The following is an 18,442-nucleotide window of genomic DNA, read 5'->3' as shown; positions in this document are numbered from 1 at the left end:
CCCGAGCCGACGCCCGCCGGGGACTGCGCGCCGTGCCGGCGTCGCTGGCCCGCGGACGGGATCGCATGGCTGGAATCTTCCAACACCGTTATCCCACGGTAGCCGTGACCGGTATGACCGGGGTCGGCAAGAGTGAGCTGGTCGAGCATCTCGCCGGTCGCCCGCGCGCCGACGACGAGATCGCCGAGGCGGGGTCGGCGGTCCTGGAGCGACGGGTCCGGCGCGGCCGCGGCCTGCACGGCTTCCGGTTCCGCGTCGTGCCCGGCGAGAACGCCGCGACCCGCCTCGGCGCCCTCGATGAGGTCTTCCACGATGACCCCGTCGACGGCGTGCTGCACGTCGTCGCCCACGGCTACGCCACCGGTCGCCGTACCGCCGGCACCTCCGGCGTCCGTGCGGTCGACCGCGAGGAGCAGCTGGCCCGCGAGCTCGAGGACTGGACCGTGACCGCGCACCGCATCGCCTCGATGGCGGTACGCCGCCCGCGGCCGACCTGGCTCGTGGTGGCGGTGACCAAGGTCGATCTCTTCCCCGACCGGGTCGAGGAGGTCGTGGAGGCCTACTCCCCGGGCAGTGGCACCCCGTTCGGCGACCGGCTCGATGAGCTCCGCGCGCTCGCGGGCGCCGCGAAGCTCTCCGTCGACGTGCTGCCCGTGTGCAGCCGGGTCGAGCCGGGCGGGCCGATCTCGGCCGCACGCCGGGACGCCTACCTCGACGCGCTCGCCACCCGGATGGGACAGCTCGCCGGGCACCGCTGAACGTCGCTCCCGCTCCGGTCGCGTCGTACTGGGGTGCGGAAATGACGAACGCCCCGCCGGATCCGGCGGGGCGTTCGGTGCAGATCGAGATCTGCGCTGCTGGTGGGCAGGGGCGGGGTCGAACCGCCGACCTTCCACTTTTCAGGCGGACGCTCGTACCAACTGAGCTACCTGCCCCACTCCGGGCTCCGAGCCACCTGCGACCAGCACAGGATGACGTTCGGAGAGCGTCCCGGACTCGCAGAACTATACATGGGGCGCGCGAGGGGTCCGCATCGCCCCCGTCCCTGCTGCGGCGCTCTCCCGTGCGGCACCCGCGCGCCCGCGAAGGGGGTGTCGCGTGGAGCACTCGGGCGGACGTCTTCTATGCTTCTTCTCGTCTGGCCCCCATCGTCTAGCGGCCCAGGACCCCGCCCTTTCACGGCGGTAGCACGGGTTCGAATCCCGTTGGGGGTGCTGAAGATCGGTTCGTCAGAGCCGATCGGGTGCGGGTGGAGCCCCGATTGGGAGTCCACACGGATCGTGGGTTAGAGTTCCATCGCTCGCCCAGTGAGGGAGAGCAAAGCGAGGCCCCGTAGCGCAGTTGGTTAGCGCGCCGCCCTGTCACGGCGGAGGCCGCGGGTTCGAGTCCCGTCGGGGTCGCCAGCACGGAGGGTCCCGGTCCACGAGAGTGGGCCGGGGCCCTTCGTCATTTCCCCCGTCCGTGCGGTCCCAGTCGGGCGTCTGGACAATGGGCTCGTGGCCCCTGAACCCCTTGACCGGCTCGATGTCGACCGCGAGCGCTTCGACGCCCTCGTCGACGCCGCGCTCGACCAGATCCCCGACGAGCTCGCGTCACTGGTGCGCAACGTGGTGGTCCTCGTCGAGGACGAGCCGCCGGCGGGCGAGCCCGCGGACCTGCTCGGCCTCTACGACGGGGTGGCCCTGACCGAGCGCGACAGCATGTACGGCGCGACGCTGCCGGACCGGATCTTCATCTTCCGCAACCCGCTGCTCGAGTTCTGTGCGTCCGAGGAGGAGCTGGTGGAGGAGGTGCGGATCACCGTCGTGCACGAGGTCGCGCACCACTTCGGCATCAGCGACGAGCGGCTGCACGACCTCGGGTACGCCTGAGGGCGGCGTACGCCGTGCGCCGGACGCCTGAGCGCGCGTACGGCGCGGCCTAGGAGGCGCGGGAGCGCTGCCCGTCGAGCGCGAGGTCGTCGTCCTCCAGGGCGTCGGCGGCGAACTCCTGCCATGCCTTCGGGGTCTCGCCGCTTCCCTGGCGGACGAACTCGCCGAGGTACCAGCGCTGGAAGGCTCGCTGGCGGGGGCTGCGCGCCAGCGAGAGCAGTCGCTGCTGGCGGCAGAACTCGTCGGCCAGGTCGAGCATGTCGATGAAGCGCGCCATCGTGCGGGTGCTGGCGCGAGAGGCGACCAGGTCGACGTCGGTGAGCTCGTCGCCGGGGGTGGTCGCCTCCTCCAGCGAGTCCAGGCCCACGCCCTCGCGCAGTTGGCGGTCGAGGGCGCAGAAGAGGTCGCTGAGGTCCTGCGCGAGCGGGTAGTCCGACTGGTGGGCGAGCGCCAGCAGGCGCACCTCGCGGCCGAGCTCGCGGAAGTGGCGCTGGAAGGCCAGGTAGTCGGCGAGCGGGACGCCGCGGATCTGGACCGAGACCGGGTCCTCGGGGACGGCGACCGGGTCCTCCTCGTCGCCGGTGATGACACCGGTGACGCCGTCGTCCTCGGCGAAGTCGCGGGCCGGGGCGAACCAGACGATCTTGCCGTCCTCCTCGATCACCGCGCCCCAGGCGTCGGCGCAGCGCGCCACGATGCTCAGCCCGCGCCCGAACGTCAGCAGCAGGTCGTCCTCGGGGTCGATCTCCGTGGGCAGCTGCGGGCGCTCGCGGGAGCCGTCGCGGACCTCCACGCGCGGGTGCTCCGCGGTGCCGCGCACCCGCACGGTGATCGGGTGGGTGCCGTGCAGCAGTGCGTTGGTGACCAGCTCGGAGACACCGAGCTCGGCGCACTCCGCGAGGTCGTCGCGCCCGATGTCGTGACAGGTGTTCAGGACCCACCGGCGCGCTTCCTGCACCCCCCGCGGGCCGATGCCCAAGGAGAGGGCGGGCCGGTTCAAGGGCACAGAGGCGCTCCTGGGTCGGGCGAGACGGTCGGGGGGTCGGGGTGACGGGGGACAATCCGTCCTTCGCCGTCTACCCCCGGGCCTCCGGGGACAAACGCCGTGTTGTTGAAAGTAGTCGAAAGTGTGACGCGAATCGAGTGGGCCCGCCCACGATCCCCGCTGGACGAGACGCGGCGCGCCGAACGGTGTCGCGATTCACCGCATGGGGCACCGGGGTGTCCTCCCGGTCCCAGGGCGCGGGACAATGGGCATATCCCCGCAGAAAGGTCACTTCATGGCAGCGCTGGCAGCGAACGACGGAACCGGACGAGCCGCACGACACCGCGTGGTGATCATCGGCTCCGGCTTCGGGGGGCTCTTCGGAGCCAAGTCGCTCCACGACTCCGACGTCGACGTCACCGTCATCGCGAAGACGACCCACCACCTCTTCCAGCCGCTGCTCTACCAGGTGGCGACCGGCATCCTCTCCGAGGGCGAGATCGCCCCGCCGACCCGTGAGGTGCTCTCCGGGCAGAAGAACGCCCAGGTCATCCTCGGTGAGGTCACCGACATCGACCTCGAGCGCCGTGAGGTCCTCTCCCACGTCCTGGGCCGCGAGACCGTCACGCCGTACGACTCGCTGATCGTGGCGGCGGGTGCGGGGCAGTCCTACTTCGGCAACGACCAGTTCGCCGAGTTCGCGCCGGGGATGAAGAGCATCGACGACGCCCTGGAGCTGCGCGGGCGGATCTTCGGCGCCTTCGAGCTCGCCGAGCTGGCCGCCGGTCGCGGTGAGTCGGTCGACCACCTGCTGACCTTCGTGGTCGTCGGCGCGGGGCCGACGGGCGTGGAGATGGCCGGCCAGATCGCCGAGCTCGCGCACCGCACCCTGCGCCGGGACTTCCGCGCCATCAACACCCACCAGGCCCGCGTGGTGCTGGTCGACGCCGCGGGCCAGGTGCTGCCGCCGTTCGGCACCAAGCTCGGCACCAAGGCCGAGCGCGAGCTGTCCAAGCTCGGTGTCGAGGTGATCCTCGGTGCGATGGTCACCGACGTCGACGAGCGCGGCCTGCAGATGAAGTTCAAGGACGGCCGCGTCGAGCGGATCGAGAGCGTCACCAAGATCTGGGCCGCGGGCGTGCAGGCGAGCCCGCTCGGCCGCACCCTCGCCGAGCAGACCGGTGCGCCGCTGGACCGCGCCGGCCGCATCGGCGTCAACCCCGACCTCACCCTCCCCGGGCACCCGGAGGTCTTCGTGGTCGGCGACATGATCGCCCTCGACAACCTCCCGGGCGTCGCGCAGGTCGCGATCCAGGGAGCGAAGTACGCCGCCAAGGAGATCGACGGCCGGCTGCGGGGCAAGCCCTCCCAAGGGCCGTTCAAGTACTTCGACAAGGGCTCGATGGCCATCATCAGCCGCTTCCGCGCGGTCGCGATGGTCGGCAACCTGCGCGTCAGCGGCATCGTCGCCTGGCTGATGTGGCTGGTCGTGCACCTCTTCTACCTCACCGGGTTCAAGAACCGGGTGACGGCGGTGCTGCGCTGGGCGGTCTCCTTCATCGGCCGCGGTCGCTCCGAGAGGACCACCACCGAGCAGCAGGTGTTCGCGCGCAGCGCGCTCGGCCGGCTCGAGGGCGGCGCGACCGACCTGGTCTCCGAGCCCGGCGAGTACGACGCGGCGCGCGAAGCCGCCGATCAGGCTCGACGCATCGAGCTGGAGGCCCAGGCCGCTGAGGAGGCCCGGCTCACCGACGAGCGCGAGCGGGGCACCAAGGCCGACTGACTGAGTCGGACGCCCTGGCTGCCGGGGGCTACTCGAAGGACGCCGGGATGTCCTCGGGGGCGACCTGCTCACGCGCCCAGCGCGGCAGGATGAACAGGCCCTCGGCCTCCACCGTGACCCCGTCCGGGCCGATGAGGACGCCCTTCGCCCAGGTCTTGTACCCCTCGCTGCGATCCACCCAGGCCTCGGCCCGCAGGTCGCCGAGCGGCGTGGGACGCCGGTAGCTCAGGGTCAGGCTCGCGGTCATGCCCGGGCGTCCGGCGGCGCTGGCCGCGTGTCCCAGGAGCTGGTCGAGCAGCAGCGAGGTCACCCCGCCGTGCACGAACGTCGGCGGTCCCTCGTAGGCGGCGCCGAGGTGGAAGTCGGCCCAGACCCGCTCGCTGTCGGACTCGATGCGCAGCGGGGGCGCGACCGGGTTGCGCAGCCCCACCACCGCGTTGCCCCAGGAGCGGGCCGTGCCGTCGTCGCGCAGGCGCACGCCGTAGGAGCCGGGCAGCTGCTCGGCGCGCAGCCGGGCGGTGACCGCCTCGATCTCGGCCTGGGCGGCGCGGATCTCGTCGGGGCCGGCGAGGGTGCGGATGGTCGCGTCCACCAGGTCGCGGACCGCAGCGGTGAAGGGCGTGTAGAGCTCCACCTCGGCCTGCAGCTGCTCGGCGGTCGTGTGGTCGTGCTCGTAGCCGTTCACGGCGCGCACTCTAGGCCAGCGCGGCCACCCGGGAGGACGGACTTCCACGCGGCGGGACGACGGCCCGCGCGGCCCGCGCCGCCGTCTGGTGGGATGGGCCCATGACCCGTCTCGCGCGCCCCGATGTCGCCCTCCGCCCGTCGTGGGCCGCCACGGTGGCGGAGTTCGAGGGCGGTCACATCGACGGCTCCGGCCTCGGCGACCTTCCCGGGCTCGACACCACCGAGGCGGGCTGCCGGCGGGCGGTCGAGCACCTGCTCGCCCAGGCCGACCCGGCCACCCGGCTGCCCGAGGACCGGGTGCCGTGCACGTTCTACTGGATCCTCGCCGACGCCCCCGACGGCCGCGACGGGGCCGAGGAGGTCGTCGGGCACCTCGCGCTGCGTCACGAGCTCAACGACTGGCTGCACGAGCTCGGCGGTCACATCGGCTACTCCGTGCGCCCGAGCCGGCGCCGTGAGGGCCACGCCGCCCGTGCCCTCGCCCTGGCGCTCGTCGAGGCCCGCGAACTCGGCCTGGAGCGGGTCCTGGTGACCTGCGACGAGGACAACGAGGCGTCCCGGCGGACCATCGAGCGCAACGGTGGTGTCCTCGAGGACGTCCGCAGCGGCAAGCGGCGCTACTGGATCGACCTCGGCGCCTGAGCCCGCCAGCAGTGGTGAATCATGGCCGCTGCTGCGAGGATGTGGGGTGCTTCCGCCCACCCAGGGCGGCCGGATCGGGAGGTGGCCATGACATCAGCTCAGGCCACTGCGCCCCAGGGAGAGCCGGAGGCGCACACCCCGGCGTACGAGCCGGCGACGCTGAGCAACTGCGAGCGCGAGCCGATCCACGTGCCCGGCGCGATCCAGCCGCACGGCGTGCTGCTCGCCCTCGACGCCGACCTGCGGGTCGCGATGGCCTCCGACAACGTCAAGGAGATGCTCGGCGTCGACCTCGACCGGCTGCTCGGCGCGGAGCTCGCCGACCTGCTCGGGGAGCGTGCCGCGCGCACCATCGCGGAGTCCGTCGCCCGCACCGGCGGCGAGGGCCTGCGCCTGGTCGTCGAGGAGGTCGCGGAGCGCCACGGCGCCCTCGGTGCCGAGCTCGACGTCAACGTGCACCGCTCCGGCGAGCGGATCATCGTCGAGCTCGAGCCCGCGGCCGACGTCGCGGTGGCGATGCCCTCCTACCGGCTGGCCCGCGGTGCGATGCAGCGCCTGGCCCGCACCGGCACCGTGCTCGAGCTGAGTGCCCAGCTCGCCAGCGAGGTCGCCGGGCTCACCGGCTTCGACCGGGTGATGGTCTACCGCTTCGACGAGGACTGGAACGGCGAGGTGATCGCGGAGGAGCGCCGCGCCGACCTCAACCCGTTCCTCGGCCTGCACTACCCCGCGACCGACATCCCCGCCCAGGCCCGGCGCCTCTACACCGTCAACTGGACCCGGCTGATCGCCGACATCGACTACCTGCCGGTGGCCCTGACCCCGGTGCACGACCCCGACACGGGTCAGCCGCTGGACCTCTCGCACTCGGTGCTGCGCAGCGTCTCGCCGATCCACCTGGAGTACCTCGGCAACATGGGCGTCACCGCCTCCATGTCGGTCTCCCTGGTCGTCGACGGCGAGCTGTGGGGCCTGATCGCGTGCCACCACTACTCCGGACCGCACCGCCCCGGGCACGACGTCCGCGCCGCCTCGGAGTTCCTCGGCCAGGCGGCCTCCCAGCTGATCGCCGAGCGCCAGCGCTCCGACCAGCGCGAGGCCCAGCTCGAGACCGGTCGGCTGCTCAACGAGATCACTGCACGCACCTCGGCCAGCGGGCCGCACGCCCTCGACGCGCTGATGGCCGATCCCGACCTGCTGACGCTGATGGGCGCCACCGGAGTCGCGCTGTGCTTCGACGACGTCATCACCACCCTCGGTCAGGTGCCCGACGAGGCCGTCGTACGCCGGGTCGCGGCGCTGCTGCGCCCGGAGAACAACCGCCCCGCCTCCACGTCCCGCCTCGCCGAGGTCGACCCCGAGCTCGCCGCCGTCGAGGACGTCGCGGCCGGTGCGCTCGTCGTCGGCTCGGCCCCCGACCGCTGGCTGGTGTGGTTCCGCCCCGAGCTGCGCCGTGTCGTCGACTGGGGCGGCGATCCCACCAACAAGCTGCTCGCCCGCGCCGAGGACCCCGAGGTCCGGCTGAGCCCGCGCAAGTCCTTCGAGAAGTGGCAGCAGGACGTGCGGGGGCGCTCCGCCCCGTGGGAGCCGTGGCACTCCGAGGCCGCCGTGGCGGTCTCCAGCCACCTCGCCAGCCTGCTGTTCCTGCACGCCCGGGAGCAGATCGACGTCGCCGAGTCGCTCCAGCGCAGCGTCATCCCGCAGACGGCGCCGCAGTTCGAGGGCCTCGACGTGATCGCCCGCTACGTGCCGGCCTCGACCTTCCAGCTCGGCGGGGACTGGTGGGACGCCTTCGCCCTCGACGACGGACGCGTCGCGTTCGTCGTCGGTGACGTCGCCGGGCACGGCGTCGCCGCGGCCACCACGATGACCCAGGTCCGCTCGGCGGTGCGCGCCCACCTGTTCGCCGGGGAGTCCCCGGCCTCCGCGCTCGACCGCACCGACCGCTTCATGGACGGCCTCATCGAGCACGCGGTGGCGACCGCGCTGATCGCCGTCGTCGATCCGGTGACCGGTCGCGCCACCCTCGCCGCCGCCGGGCACCCGCCGCCGTTCCTGGTCGAGGACGGCACCTCCCTCGAGCTCGAGGTCGGCCGTCGACCGCTGCTCGGCCTCGGCGTCGTCGCGGCGGTCGAGAGCGAGCTCCAACTGGCGCCCGGCGCGACGCTGCTGCTCTACAGCGACGGGCTGATCGAGCGCCGCGGCGTCAACCTCGGCGTCTCCCTGGCCCAGCTCGGCGCGATCGCCCCGCCCAGTGAGCAGCCCGGCGAGTTCGACAGCTGGGCGGACCGGCTGCTGGCCGCCGTACCCGGCAAGCGCGACGACGACACCACGCTGCTCGCGGTCCGGGTCCGCTCGCGCGACTGAGCGCTCGCGCGGCCCACCAACTGCGCCGAGTCCGCCGCGGGCTAGGCGTGCTCGATCGGGGCGGTGTCGGGGCCGGCGAGGCCGCGGGAGATGACCAGGCGCTGGATCTGGTTGGTGCCCTCGAAGATCTGCATGACCTTGGCCTCGCGCATGTAGCGCTCCACCGGGAAGTCGCGGGTGTAGCCGTAGCCGCCGAGCACCTGCACGGCGTCGGTGGTGACCTTCATGGCGTTGTCGGTCGCGACCAGCTTGGCGATCGAGGCCTCGCGGGAGAACGGACGCCCGGCGTCCTTGAGGCGCGCCGCGTGCAGCGTCATCGCGCGCGCCGTCTGCACGGCCGCCTCCATGTCGGCGAGCAGGAAGCCGAGGCCCTGGTGGTCGATGATCCGGCGCCCGAAGGTCTCGCGCTCCTTGGCGTACGCCACGGCCTGGTCGAGCGCGCCCTGGGCCAGGCCGGTCGCCACCGCGGCGATGCCGAGCCGCCCGGAGTCCAGGCCGGCCAGTGCGATCCGCAGCCCGTCGCCCTCCTCACCGAGGCGACGCTCGGCCGGCACCCGGACACCGTCGAAGCGCATCGTCGCGGTCGCCGAACCGGTCAGCCCCATCTTCTCCTCGGGCCGGTCGGCGCTCAGGCCCGGGCTGTCGGCGGGGACCAGGAAGCAGGAGATGCCCTGCCGGTCGTCGCTGGTGCGGGCCATCACCTTGTAGAAGTCGGCGTGCCCGCCGTGCGTCGTCCAGGCCTTGGCACCGGTGATGACGTAGTCGTCGCCGTCGCGGCGGGCGGAGGTGGTCATCGCCGCCGGGTCGGAACCGGCGTGCGGCTCGGAGAGGCAGTAGGCACCGAGCAGCTCGCCCCCGAGCATGTCGGGCAGCCACCTGGCCTGCTGCTCGGGGGTGCCGCGGGTGACCAGCCCGAAGCAGGACAGGGCGTGCACCGAGACCCCGACCCCGACCGACGCCCACACCGCGGCGACCTCCTCGAGCACCTGGAGGTAGACCTCGTAGGGCTGGCCACCGCCGCCGTGCTCCTCGGGGTAGGGCAGGCCCAGCAGGCCGGTGCGCCCGAGCATCCGGAACACCTCGCGCGGGAACGTCTCGGTGCGCTCGGCCTCGGCGACGCGCGGGGCGAGCTCGGTCGTGGCGATCTGGCGGACCAGCCGGACCAGGTCGGCGGCTTCGTCGGTGGGCAGGACTCGGCGGGCGCTCACGGTGGTCGGGCTCCTGGGCTCGGTGGTGGGGGACACCTCGATCTTGCGTCAGCGGTGGTCGCGGCGCCTGATCGGGAGGGAGCGACACCGGCGGTGGCGTCCCGTGTGGTGGGCCACCGAGGGCCCCGTACAGCGCGGGGGTGGATGTGCGCGGCGGCCGCGGATTCTGGAATCCTTGGACACATGAGTGTGACCGTCGACGAGGCTCCCGCCTCGTGGGTGCGAGACTCCGGCGTCTGGGCAGGAATGAGCATCGTGCTGCTCGTCGCGATGCTCGACCGGGTCTCGCTCGTGGCGCTGACCGGTGGCTTCGGCATCGGCGCGCTCGTCACGGCGATGATGTCCACGGCCCGTCGTACGGCGGGGGTCGCCGCGTTCGCCCTCGCGGCCACGCTCGGCGTCGGTGCGCTGTCGGAGGGCTACGGCGCGGCGGAGTTCGCCGTCCGCGGTCTGACCTGCCTGGTGCTCGGGGTGCTGGCCGTCGTGTCGGCCGAGACCCGGGAGCGGCGCGAGGCCCGGCTGCGCCGGCTGACGGTCATCGCCGACGCCGCCCAGCGTGCCGTGCTGCGCGCCTCCCCGGAGCGGATCGGCACCATGGGCTTCGCCGTCCGCTACGTCTCCGCCTCCGAGGAGGCGGGGATCGGCGGGGACCTCTACGAGATCGCCGCGACGCCGTTCGGCGTACGGGTGATCGTCGGGGACGTCCGCGGCAAGGGCCTGCCGGCTGTCCAGACCGCGGCGTCGGTGCTGGGCGCGTTCCGCCAGGCCGCGCTGAGCGCTCCGGACCCCGCGACCCTCGCGCGGAGGGTGGACGACGTGATCTCCCGGCTGATCGACGACGAGGAGTTCGTGACCGCGGTGTTCGCGGAGTTCCGCGAGGACGGCACCGTCGCGCTCGCGAACTGCGGGCACCACCCGCCGCTGCTGCTGGACGCCGACGGCGCCCGGGTGCTGGACACCGGCGAGCCGACGCCGCCGCTCGGGCTGATGCCGGACCCCGAGCTGGCCGTGCACCCGTGGCGACCGGGCTCGCGGATGCTGCTCTACACCGACGGGCTGGTGGAGGCCCGCGACGAGGCGGGGGAGTTCTTCGGGCTCGACGCCGGCACCCCGGTGCTCACCGACCGGCCGCTGCCGGCCGCCCTGGACGGGCTGGTCGAGCGCCTGCGCGCCCACGTGGGCGGCCGGGTGGCCGACGACGTGGCGCTCGTGCTGGCAGAGGACCGGACCCGCGTGGGCGTCGCCCACGCGGGTCGCTGAGCCGGCGCGTACGCCGGCCCCGGTCCTTCTCGGCCTGGGCTAGTCCTTCTCGGAGGGCACGACCATGACGGGGCACTCGGCGTGCTCCAGCACCGCGGTCGAGACCGAGCCGCGCAGGATCGCGCGGAGCGGGCCGGTGCGGTGGCGGCCGACCACCACGAGGTCGGCGTCGCGGGCACCGGTGGCGAGGGCCTCCTCGACCAGGCCGCGGGCCAGCTGGAGGTGCACCTCGACGTCGGGGTACTTCTCGGAGAAGCCGGCGACCGACTCGGCGAGCAGGACCTGCAGCTCCTCGGTCTCCTCCTGGCCGCGCTCCTGGGGCACCAGGTGGGCGGCGGTCCCAGCGGCCAGCAGGTCCCAGAAGGCGTGCATCACGGTGACCGGGAGGTTGCGGGCCGCCGCCTCGCGGTAGGCACGCTCGAGGGCGGGCAGCGAGTTCTCGGTGCCGTCGGCGCCCACGAGCACGCCGTGGCGGGTGCCGGCGGGGCGGTGGTCGGGCCGGATCACCACGACCGGGCAGGTCGCGTGCCGGGCCACCGCCACGCTCGTGGACCCGAGGAGCAGCGAGCGCACCGGGCCGCGTCCGCGCGAGCCGAGCACCAGCACGTCGGCGCGGGAGGCCGCGGCGAGGACCAGGTCGCGGGGGTCGCCGACCCGGACGACGGGGATCACCTCGAGGCCGGGGTTGGCCTCGACGAGCTCCTTCGCCGCGGCGGCGATCCTCTCGTTGGCCTCGCCGATGATCTGGTCCTGAAGGGCCTCGGGGTGGATGCCGGTGCTCAACAGCATGGTGCGGGTGTTGGCCCCCATCGGCTCCACGGCCTCGAGGATCGCCAGGCGGCGGTTCTCCGTCCGGGCCTGGGCGGTGGCCCAGGCGAGGGCGGTCTGGGCGTGGTCCGAGCCGTCGAAGGCAACGACGACGCTGCCGTGAGGAACGTCGTCGAGGTCGAACTGCGTCGTGGTCTCCATGGCTCGATCCTGTCGGTCGCGCGCGGCGGTGTCCACGGCCGCACGGCCCGGCGCGCCGGGACCAAGGACCCCTGCTGGTGCCGTGCGGCTGCGATACTGACGCCCGACCCGGCGCCTTGGAGGTACCCGTGCAGGATCTGCTCGACCTCGCCACGGAGCATTGCGAGGCGCTGCTGCGCACCACCGTGACCGGCCGCATGGCGTTCTCGACGCCCGCCGGGCTGCACGTGCTGCCGTTGAACCACTCGGTGGTCGGCGACGGGGTGGTCGTGCGCGTGGGCCCGGGGTCGCCGCTCGCCACGGTCGAGCCGGGCACCCCGATGGCCTACGAGATCGATCGCATCGACCACGAGCACCAGCGCGGTTGGAGCGTGGTGGCGCACGGCCAGGCGGAGCACGTCACCGACGAGGCCGAGCTCGCCGAGATCGCGCGCAGCTGGCCGCCGCGGCCCTGGGCATCCGGGGAGCGACCGCACCACCTGCGGCTGCGCTGGACCCGGCTGACCGGTCGCCAGCTCGGCGGCGGGTGGGACCCGCTGCGCGAGCTGGACTACCGCCGGGTGCTCTGACCCGGACCTCCCCCCGACGTCCACAGCCCGGGCCACTCACGACCCGCTCAGAACCCAGGCGCCCCGCTGGTACGACGCGGCGCGCGGAACCCGGCCGGGTCGTCGAGGTCGAGGCGGTGGTCGAGCAGGTCCAGGCCCACGTCGTCGTGGGTGATCCAGACCAGGCTGCGGCCGCGCGGGCCGGTGAGCAGCTCCGTGGCGAGGTCGGTGGCCGTTGCGTGGTCGAGGTGCGCGGTGGGCTCGTCGAGCACCAGCACCGGGTGGTCGGCGAGCAGCGAGCGTGCGACGGCGATCCGGGCCCGCTCGCCACCGGAGACCTGGGCGTGGCCGGCGCCGATCCAGGTGTCGAGGCCGTCGGGCAGGCCGTCCAGCCAGTCACCCAGGCGGGCGCGGCGCAGGGCCCGCTCGACCTCGGCGTCGCTGCTGCCGGGGCGGGCGAAGCGGACGTTCTCGGCCAGCGTGGAGGCGAACACGTGCGGGTCGTCGTCGACCAGCCCGACCACGCGGCGTACGTCGTCGGGGTCGAGGTGGGTCAGCGGTGTCCCGCCGAGCGCCACGGTGCCCTCGGCCGGGTCGAGGAAGCGCAGGAGCAGGGCGGCCAGCGTGCTCTTGCCGGATCCGGACGCACCCACGACACCGACCCGCTCGCCGGGCGCGACGCTCAGGTCGACGCCGTCCAGGGCGAACCGGTCCTCACCCCAGCCCGCGCGCACCTCGCGCAGCGCCATGTCGTGCCCGCGGGGCAGCGGGTCGGCCATCGTCGCCCGGACCGCGGGAGGGGTGTGCTCGAGAGCGGTGAGACGCGCGGTGGCGGCCCGGGTGCGGGCCGAGAGGGCCCCGGCCTCGGCGATCGGCAGGATCGAGTCGGCGAGCGCGAGCGGCACCAGGATCAGCAGCGCGAGGACCGGTGCGGACACGTCGCCGGCGGCGTACGCCGGGGCGCCGCGCCAGGCCATCGCGGCCACGCCGGCGCCGCAGGTGACCAGGACCGCGGCACGCGCGGCGCCCAGCCATGCCCCGGCGCCCAGGGTGGCGCGCCCGAGACGATCGCTGAGCGTGCCCACGCGGGCGACCGCACGGTCGCCGGCCTGCCACATGACCAGCTCCGGGGCGACCTGGGCGATCTCGACGGCGGCCTCGGACAGCGCGGCGCGCTGGGTGACGGTGGTCCGTTCGGCGCTGCTCGCGCCGAGGCGGGCCAGCCCCCAGGCGGCGACGCCGGCGGTGAGGCAGGTGGCGAGCACGATCCCGCCCGCCACCGGGAGGATCAGGGCGGCGACGAGGGTCGCGCCCAGCGCCACGAGGACGAAGGAGCGCAGCGGTAGCTTCACCCGCAGCGCGTCGTCCACGACGCTGTCGACGTCGTCGACGACCGAGGCGAGGAGGTCACCGCGCCGCTTGCCCAGGCGACCGGGCACGAGCGGCACCAGGGCGTCGTAGACCTCGACGCGGCGCCGGGCCAGCATCCGCAGGGCGACGTCGTGGGAGCGCAGCCGCTCGACGTAGCGCAGCACCGGGCGGGCCAGGCCGAAGGCCCGGACCCCGACCACGGCCATCATCAGCGTGAGCACCGGCGGGTGGGTGGAGGCCTGGACGATCAGCCAGCCGGCGGTCGCGGTGAGCGCGATGCCGGACAGCGAGGCCAGGGCGCCGATCACGGTCGAGGCGCCGAGACCGAGGCGGGACACCTGCTCGGTCTCCTCCGCGGGGTCGGCGTCGGGGTCCGCGTCGGCGGCCGGCGCGGGGTCGGGGGCCGGGGCCGGGGCGTCGGCGGCGGTCACCGTGACGTCGTCGGCGACCGGGGTTCGCGGACGCGCGGGAGCGGGGAGGGCGACCACGTGGTCGGCCAGGGTCATCAGGGTGGGGCGGTGCGCGACCACGACGACCGCCCGGTCGCGGGCCAGCTCCGCGATCGTGTCGGCGATGACGCGCTCGGTGAGGTCGTCGAGGTGGGCGGTCGGCTCGTCGAGCAGCACCCAGGGGCGGTCGGCCAGCACGACCCGGGCCAGCGCGAGCCGGGCCCGCTCACCGGCGGAGAGGCTCGCGCCGTCCTCGCCGAGGGGGCTCTCCAGGCCGGCCGGCAGGGCGCGGACCCGCTCCTCGAGCGCCACCCGGCGCAGGGCGTCCCACAGCTCGTCGTACGACGCGTCGGGGCGGGCGACCCGCAGGTTGTCGGCGATCGAGCCGGCGACGAAGACCGGCCGCTGGGGCACCCACGCGACCTGGCTGCGCCAGGCGGTGCCGCCGACCTCGCGGCCGCCGACCCGGATCGTGCCGGCGCTCACCGGCACCAGGCCCACGACCGCGCCGAGCAGGGTGGACTTGCCGCAGCCGGAGGGACCGACCACCGCGGTGACGCCGCGGTCGGGGATGCGGGCGTCGACGGTGTCGAGCGCGGGGACGGTGCGGCCGGGGTGGACGACGGTGAGGCCGCTGAGCTCCAGGTCGCCGCGGGCGGGGCCGGGGGTGCCGGGGTCCGCCGGCGGGGCGGTCTCCAGCAGGTCGTGGACCTGCTCGAAGGTCGCGACGCCCTCGGCGGCGGCGTGGAACTCCGCGCCGACCCGGCGCAGCGGCCAGTAGGCCTCCGGGGCCAGCAGCAGCACCAGCAGCGCGGTCTCCAGGGCCATCCCGTCGTGGGCGAGCCGGACGCCGACCGTGACGGCGACCAGCGCCACCGACAGCGTGGCGACGAGCTCGAGGATCGCGGAGGAGGCGAAGGCGATGCGCAGGGTGGCGGTGCTGGCGCGGCGGTAGCGGTCGGTGGTGCGCGCGATGGTGTCGGACTGGACCCGGGCACGCCGGTAGGCCACCAGCGTGGGCAGGCCGCGGACGACGTCGAGGAAGTGGCCCGAGAGCGAGGCCATGGCACGCCACTGCTTCTCGGCCTTGTCACGGGTGGCCACCCCGACCAGGGCACCGAAGACCGGCACCAGCGGCAGGGTGAGCACGACGATGAGGGCGCTGAGCCAGTCCTGGGTCGCGATCACGACCACCGTCAGCGCCGGCAGCACGCCCGCCAGCACGACGGCGGGCAGGTAGCGGGTGAGGTACGGCTCGGCCGCGCTGATGCCGCGGGTGAGCAGCACCGCGTCGCCGGGCTCGGAGGTACGCCGCCGCAGCAGCGCGGCGGTCACCTGACGGCGCAGGTGGGTGCCGACGACCGAGGCGGCGCGCGCCGCGGCGAGGTCGCCGGCCCACGAGCACAGCGCCCGGGCCACGAAGACCCCCGCGACCCCGAGCGCCCAGGGCGCGAGGTCCTCGCCGCGGACGGCGGCGACCACGAGGCCGGTCACCGTCCAGGCCTGCCCGATGATCAGCACCGCGCCGACGACACCGGCCGCCAGGACTCCCGCGAGGGGGAGCCGCGCGGGGGTGAGGTGGGTCCGCAGGCGCGGGTCGGTCGGCTTCATCTGGTGCTCCGGTCAGGCGGTCGGGCGGCGGTGTCGGGTGCGCGTGGTGGTGCCCCTGAGTCGTGCTGAGGGTGGTGCTGAGGTGCGGCGCAGCCACCCGGCCAGGAGGGTCCGGGTGGCTGCGGGGCGGGTCAGTCGCGGGCGGCCGCGAGCTCGGCCTCGGGGATGTGGTGCACCGCGATCCGCTGGCGGAAGACCCAGTAGGTCCAGCCCTGGTAGGCCAGCACCAGCGGGGTGAAGATCGCGGCCGTCCAAGTCATGATCTTCAGCGTGTAGGTCGTCGCTGCCGCGTTGGTGGTGGTCAGGCTGGTGCCGTCGACCAGCGAGGTCGGCATCACGTCGGGGAACAGGGCCAGGAACAGCCCCGCGACGCCGAGCGCGATCGCCACGAAGGTGCCGAGGAAGCCCCAGCCCTCACGGCCGGCCTGGACCGCGAGCAGGCCGCCGAGCAGCGCGACCGCGGCGACCACGAAGGCCACGGCGGAGGCGACGCTGCCGGTCTCGGCCTGGGTCCACACCAGGAACGCCACGGTGACCAGCGCCGCGCCCAGGCCGAAGCGGACCGCCAGGCGGCGCGCGGCGTACCGGATCGGGCCGTCGGTCTTGAGCGCGATGAACATCGCCCCGTGGGTGAGGAACAGCAGCAGGGTCATCGCGCCGCCCAGCAGGGCGTAGGGGTTGAGCAGGTTGAAGAACCCGCCGACGTACTCCAGGTCGTTGTCGATCGGGACGCCGCGCAGGATGTTGGCGAACGCCACGCCCCACAGCAGGGCCGGGACGACCGAGCCCACGATGATCGCGGCGTCCCAGCGCCGGCTCCAGGAGATCTCGTTGCGCTTGTGGCGGTACTCGAACGCGACGCCGCGCACGATCAGGGCCAGCAGGATCAGCAGGAGCGGCATGTAGAAGCCGCTGAACAGGGTGGCGTACCACTCCGGGAAGGCGGCGAACGTGGCACCGCCGGCGACCAGCAGCCAGACCTCGTTGCCGTCCCAGACCGGGCCGATGGTGTTGATCAGGACGCGACGCTCGCGCTCGGACTTGCCCAGCACCGGCAACAGCATGCCGACGCCGAAGTCGAAGCCCTCGAGGGCGAAGTAGCCCATCCACAGGATCGCGATGAGCGCGAACCAGACGGTGGTGAGTTCCATGTCTCTTGTTCTCTCTTCGTGCTCTCGAGGCTCAGTAGGCGAACGCGAACGGGGCGTCGTCGTCGTCCTTGGTGCGCACCCGCGGGAGGTCGTCCTCGCCGATCTCGTCGGCGCCCTTGCGGATCGCGGCGAGCAGGAGCTTGACCTCGATCACCGCCAGCACGCCGTAGACCAGGGTGAAGGCGATCAGGGAGGTCAGCACCTGCGCGGCCGTGACGCCGGGGGAGACGGCCGACTGGGTGGTCATCAGGCCGAAGACGGCCCATGGCTGGCGCCCCATCTCGGTGAAGATCCAGCCCATCGAGTTCGCGAAGAGCGGCATGAACGGCACCAGCATCATCGCGGTGTAGAGCAGCCGGCCCTGGGGGACGCGGCCCTTGCGGGTCGCCCAGAGCACCCAGGCGGCGACGATCATCGCGGCGAAGCCGAGGCCCATCATGAACCGGAAGGTCCAGTAGGTGACCGGGATGTTCGGGGTGTAGTCGCCGGCGGAGTAGTACGTCGTGCCGGGGTCCTGGCCGTAGGTCTCCTGGTACTGCTCGCGCAGCTCGTTGATGCCCTTGACCTCACCGTCCCAGGTGCCGGTGGCCAGGAACGACAGCACGTTGGGGATGGTGATGGAGAACTTCTCCTCCTTGCCGTCCGGGGTGGCGATGGTGAGGACCGAGAACGACGCGGGTTGCTCGGTCTCGTAGAGCGCCTCCGCGGCCGCCATCTTCATCGGCTGGACGTCGGTCATGATCTTGCCCTGGATGTCGCCGACACCGACGACACCGGCGCCGCTGACCAGCACCACCACCGCCGCCGTGCGCACGGCCTTGCGCCACATCGTGGCGTCGGGGGAGCCCTCGCGGTGCTTGCGCAGGTGCCAGAACGCCACGGCCGCGACCAGCGCCGCACCGGTCATGTACGCCGCCAGGATGACGTGCGGGAACGTGACCAGCTGGACCTTGTTGAACAGCACCGCGGCGAAGTCGGTCATCTCCGCACGTCCGGTGTCGGGGTTGAACGCGTAGCCGACCGGGTGCTGCATCCAGGAGTTCGCGGCCAGGATGAAGTACGCCGAGAACAGCGTGCCGAGGTGCACGATCCACATGCAGGCGGCGTGCAGCTTGCCGGGCAGCCGGTCCCAGCCGAAGATCCACAGGCCGAGGAAGGTGGACTCGAGGAAGAAGGCCAGCAGCCCCTCGATGGCCAGCGGGGCGCCGAAGACGTCACCGACGAAGCGGGAGTAGTCCGACCAGTTCATGCCGAACTGGAACTCCTGCACGATGCCGGTCACCACGCCGATGGCGAAGTTGATCAGGAACAGCTTGCCGAAGAACTTCGTCAGCCGCAGGTACATCGGGTTGCGGGTGCGCAACCACGCGGTCTCGTAGCCGGCGACCATCGCCGACAGTCCGATCGTGATCGGGACGAACAAGAAGTGGTAGACCGTCGTGATGGCGAACTGCCATCGCGCGATGTCGAGCGGGTCCACGGGTGCTCCTGAGAGGGAGGGCTGTTGGGTCGTACCCGAGAGTAGGAAGAGTCGACCCGA

Annotated in this window: 14 protein-coding genes and 3 tRNA genes; 9 read left to right on the top strand and 8 right to left on the bottom strand. The window is 73.3% G+C overall.

Annotated features, from left to right (window positions below):
* The first annotated feature begins 104 nt into the window (after nt 1–104).
* On the top strand, nt 105–758 hold the full coding sequence (locus tag HBO46_RS18775) for a GTPase domain-containing protein (RefSeq protein ID WP_207950236.1): 654 nt from the start codon (nt 105–107) through the stop codon (nt 756–758).
* Between the two features lie 100 nt (nt 759–858).
* On the opposite strand, the gene HBO46_RS18770 is transcribed toward HBO46_RS18775, so the two are convergent.
* Nucleotides 859–935: transfer RNA gene (locus HBO46_RS18770), tRNA-Phe, on the bottom strand.
* Between the two features lie 206 nt (nt 936–1,141).
* Here HBO46_RS18770 and HBO46_RS18765 point away from each other — a divergent pair.
* The 3 genes from HBO46_RS18765 (at nt 1,142) to HBO46_RS18755 (ending at nt 1,871) form a co-directional block, all read left to right on the top strand.
* Nucleotides 1,142–1,214: transfer RNA gene (locus tag HBO46_RS18765), tRNA-Glu, on the top strand.
* A gap of 112 nt (nt 1,215–1,326) precedes the next feature.
* Nucleotides 1,327–1,403 (top strand) — tRNA-Asp (locus tag HBO46_RS18760).
* 93 nt (nt 1,404–1,496) lie between these two features.
* A complete protein-coding gene (locus HBO46_RS18755) occupies nt 1,497–1,871 on the top strand; it encodes a metallopeptidase family protein (RefSeq protein ID WP_166134424.1) in 375 nt (124 codons plus the stop codon).
* A 49-nt stretch (nt 1,872–1,920) separates the two neighbouring features.
* Here HBO46_RS18755 and HBO46_RS18750 read toward each other — a convergent pair whose 3' ends face one another.
* Nucleotides 1,921–2,877, bottom strand: a complete 957-nt coding sequence (locus HBO46_RS18750) for an ATP-binding protein (RefSeq protein ID WP_166134420.1) — start codon at nt 2,875–2,877, stop codon at nt 1,921–1,923.
* Nucleotides 2,878–3,151: 274 nt separating this feature from the next.
* Between HBO46_RS18750 and HBO46_RS18745 the strand changes: the two genes are divergently transcribed.
* Entirely contained in the window at nt 3,152–4,639 is a 1,488-nt protein-coding gene (locus tag HBO46_RS18745) for an NAD(P)/FAD-dependent oxidoreductase (protein WP_166134418.1), read from the top strand.
* A 28-nt stretch (nt 4,640–4,667) separates the two neighbouring features.
* On the opposite strand, the gene HBO46_RS18740 is transcribed toward HBO46_RS18745, so the two are convergent.
* Complete coding sequence (locus HBO46_RS18740) at nt 4,668–5,324, bottom strand: PaaI family thioesterase (RefSeq protein WP_166134416.1); 657 nt, start codon at nt 5,322–5,324, stop codon at nt 4,668–4,670.
* Nucleotides 5,325–5,425: 101 nt separating this feature from the next.
* On the opposite strand from HBO46_RS18740, the gene HBO46_RS18735 reads away from it, so the two are divergent.
* Nucleotides 5,426–5,968: a GNAT family N-acetyltransferase gene (locus tag HBO46_RS18735; RefSeq protein ID WP_166134414.1), complete on the top strand. Its 543-nt coding sequence runs from the start codon at nt 5,426–5,428 to the stop codon at nt 5,966–5,968.
* 87 nt (nt 5,969–6,055) lie between these two features.
* Nucleotides 6,056–8,335, top strand: a complete 2,280-nt coding sequence (locus tag HBO46_RS18730) for a SpoIIE family protein phosphatase (protein WP_166134412.1) — start codon at nt 6,056–6,058, stop codon at nt 8,333–8,335.
* Nucleotides 8,336–8,376: 41 nt separating this feature from the next.
* On the opposite strand, the gene HBO46_RS18725 is transcribed toward HBO46_RS18730, so the two are convergent.
* Nucleotides 8,377–9,543, bottom strand: coding sequence for an acyl-CoA dehydrogenase family protein (locus HBO46_RS18725; protein ID WP_166134410.1), 1,167 nt, complete (start codon nt 9,541–9,543; stop codon nt 8,377–8,379).
* Nucleotides 9,544–9,726: 183 nt separating this feature from the next.
* On the opposite strand from HBO46_RS18725, the gene HBO46_RS18720 reads away from it, so the two are divergent.
* A complete protein-coding gene (locus HBO46_RS18720; protein WP_166134408.1) occupies nt 9,727–10,803 on the top strand; it encodes a PP2C family protein-serine/threonine phosphatase in 1,077 nt (358 codons plus the stop codon).
* 39 nt (nt 10,804–10,842) lie between these two features.
* On the opposite strand, the gene HBO46_RS18715 is transcribed toward HBO46_RS18720, so the two are convergent.
* Entirely contained in the window at nt 10,843–11,772 is a 930-nt protein-coding gene (locus tag HBO46_RS18715; protein ID WP_166134406.1) for a universal stress protein, read from the bottom strand.
* 128 nt (nt 11,773–11,900) lie between these two features.
* Between HBO46_RS18715 and HBO46_RS18710 the strand changes: the two genes are divergently transcribed.
* Nucleotides 11,901–12,341: a pyridoxamine 5'-phosphate oxidase family protein gene (locus tag HBO46_RS18710; RefSeq protein ID WP_166134404.1), complete on the top strand. Its 441-nt coding sequence runs from the start codon at nt 11,901–11,903 to the stop codon at nt 12,339–12,341.
* A 47-nt stretch (nt 12,342–12,388) separates the two neighbouring features.
* Here HBO46_RS18710 and cydD read toward each other — a convergent pair whose 3' ends face one another.
* The 3 genes from cydD to HBO46_RS18695 all read right to left on the bottom strand — a co-directional run bounded on the left by cydD (nt 12,389) and on the right by HBO46_RS18695 (nt 18,382).
* Nucleotides 12,389–15,751: a thiol reductant ABC exporter subunit CydD gene (gene cydD, locus HBO46_RS18705; protein WP_166134402.1), complete on the bottom strand. Its 3,363-nt coding sequence runs from the start codon at nt 15,749–15,751 to the stop codon at nt 12,389–12,391.
* Nucleotides 15,752–15,882: 131 nt separating this feature from the next.
* Nucleotides 15,883–16,902: a cytochrome d ubiquinol oxidase subunit II gene (gene cydB / locus HBO46_RS18700; protein WP_166134400.1), complete on the bottom strand. Its 1,020-nt coding sequence runs from the start codon at nt 16,900–16,902 to the stop codon at nt 15,883–15,885.
* Between the two features lie 31 nt (nt 16,903–16,933).
* Entirely contained in the window at nt 16,934–18,382 is a 1,449-nt protein-coding gene (locus tag HBO46_RS18695) for a cytochrome ubiquinol oxidase subunit I (protein WP_166134398.1), read from the bottom strand.
* Between the last annotated feature and the right edge of the window lie 60 nt (nt 18,383–18,442).

This window comes from Nocardioides ochotonae, from assembly GCF_011420305.2.
Lineage (GTDB): Bacteria > Actinomycetota > Actinomycetes > Propionibacteriales > Nocardioidaceae > Nocardioides > Nocardioides ochotonae.
The sequence above is the reverse complement of the archived record's forward strand: the minus strand, read 5'-3'. Positions and strand labels throughout refer to the sequence as shown.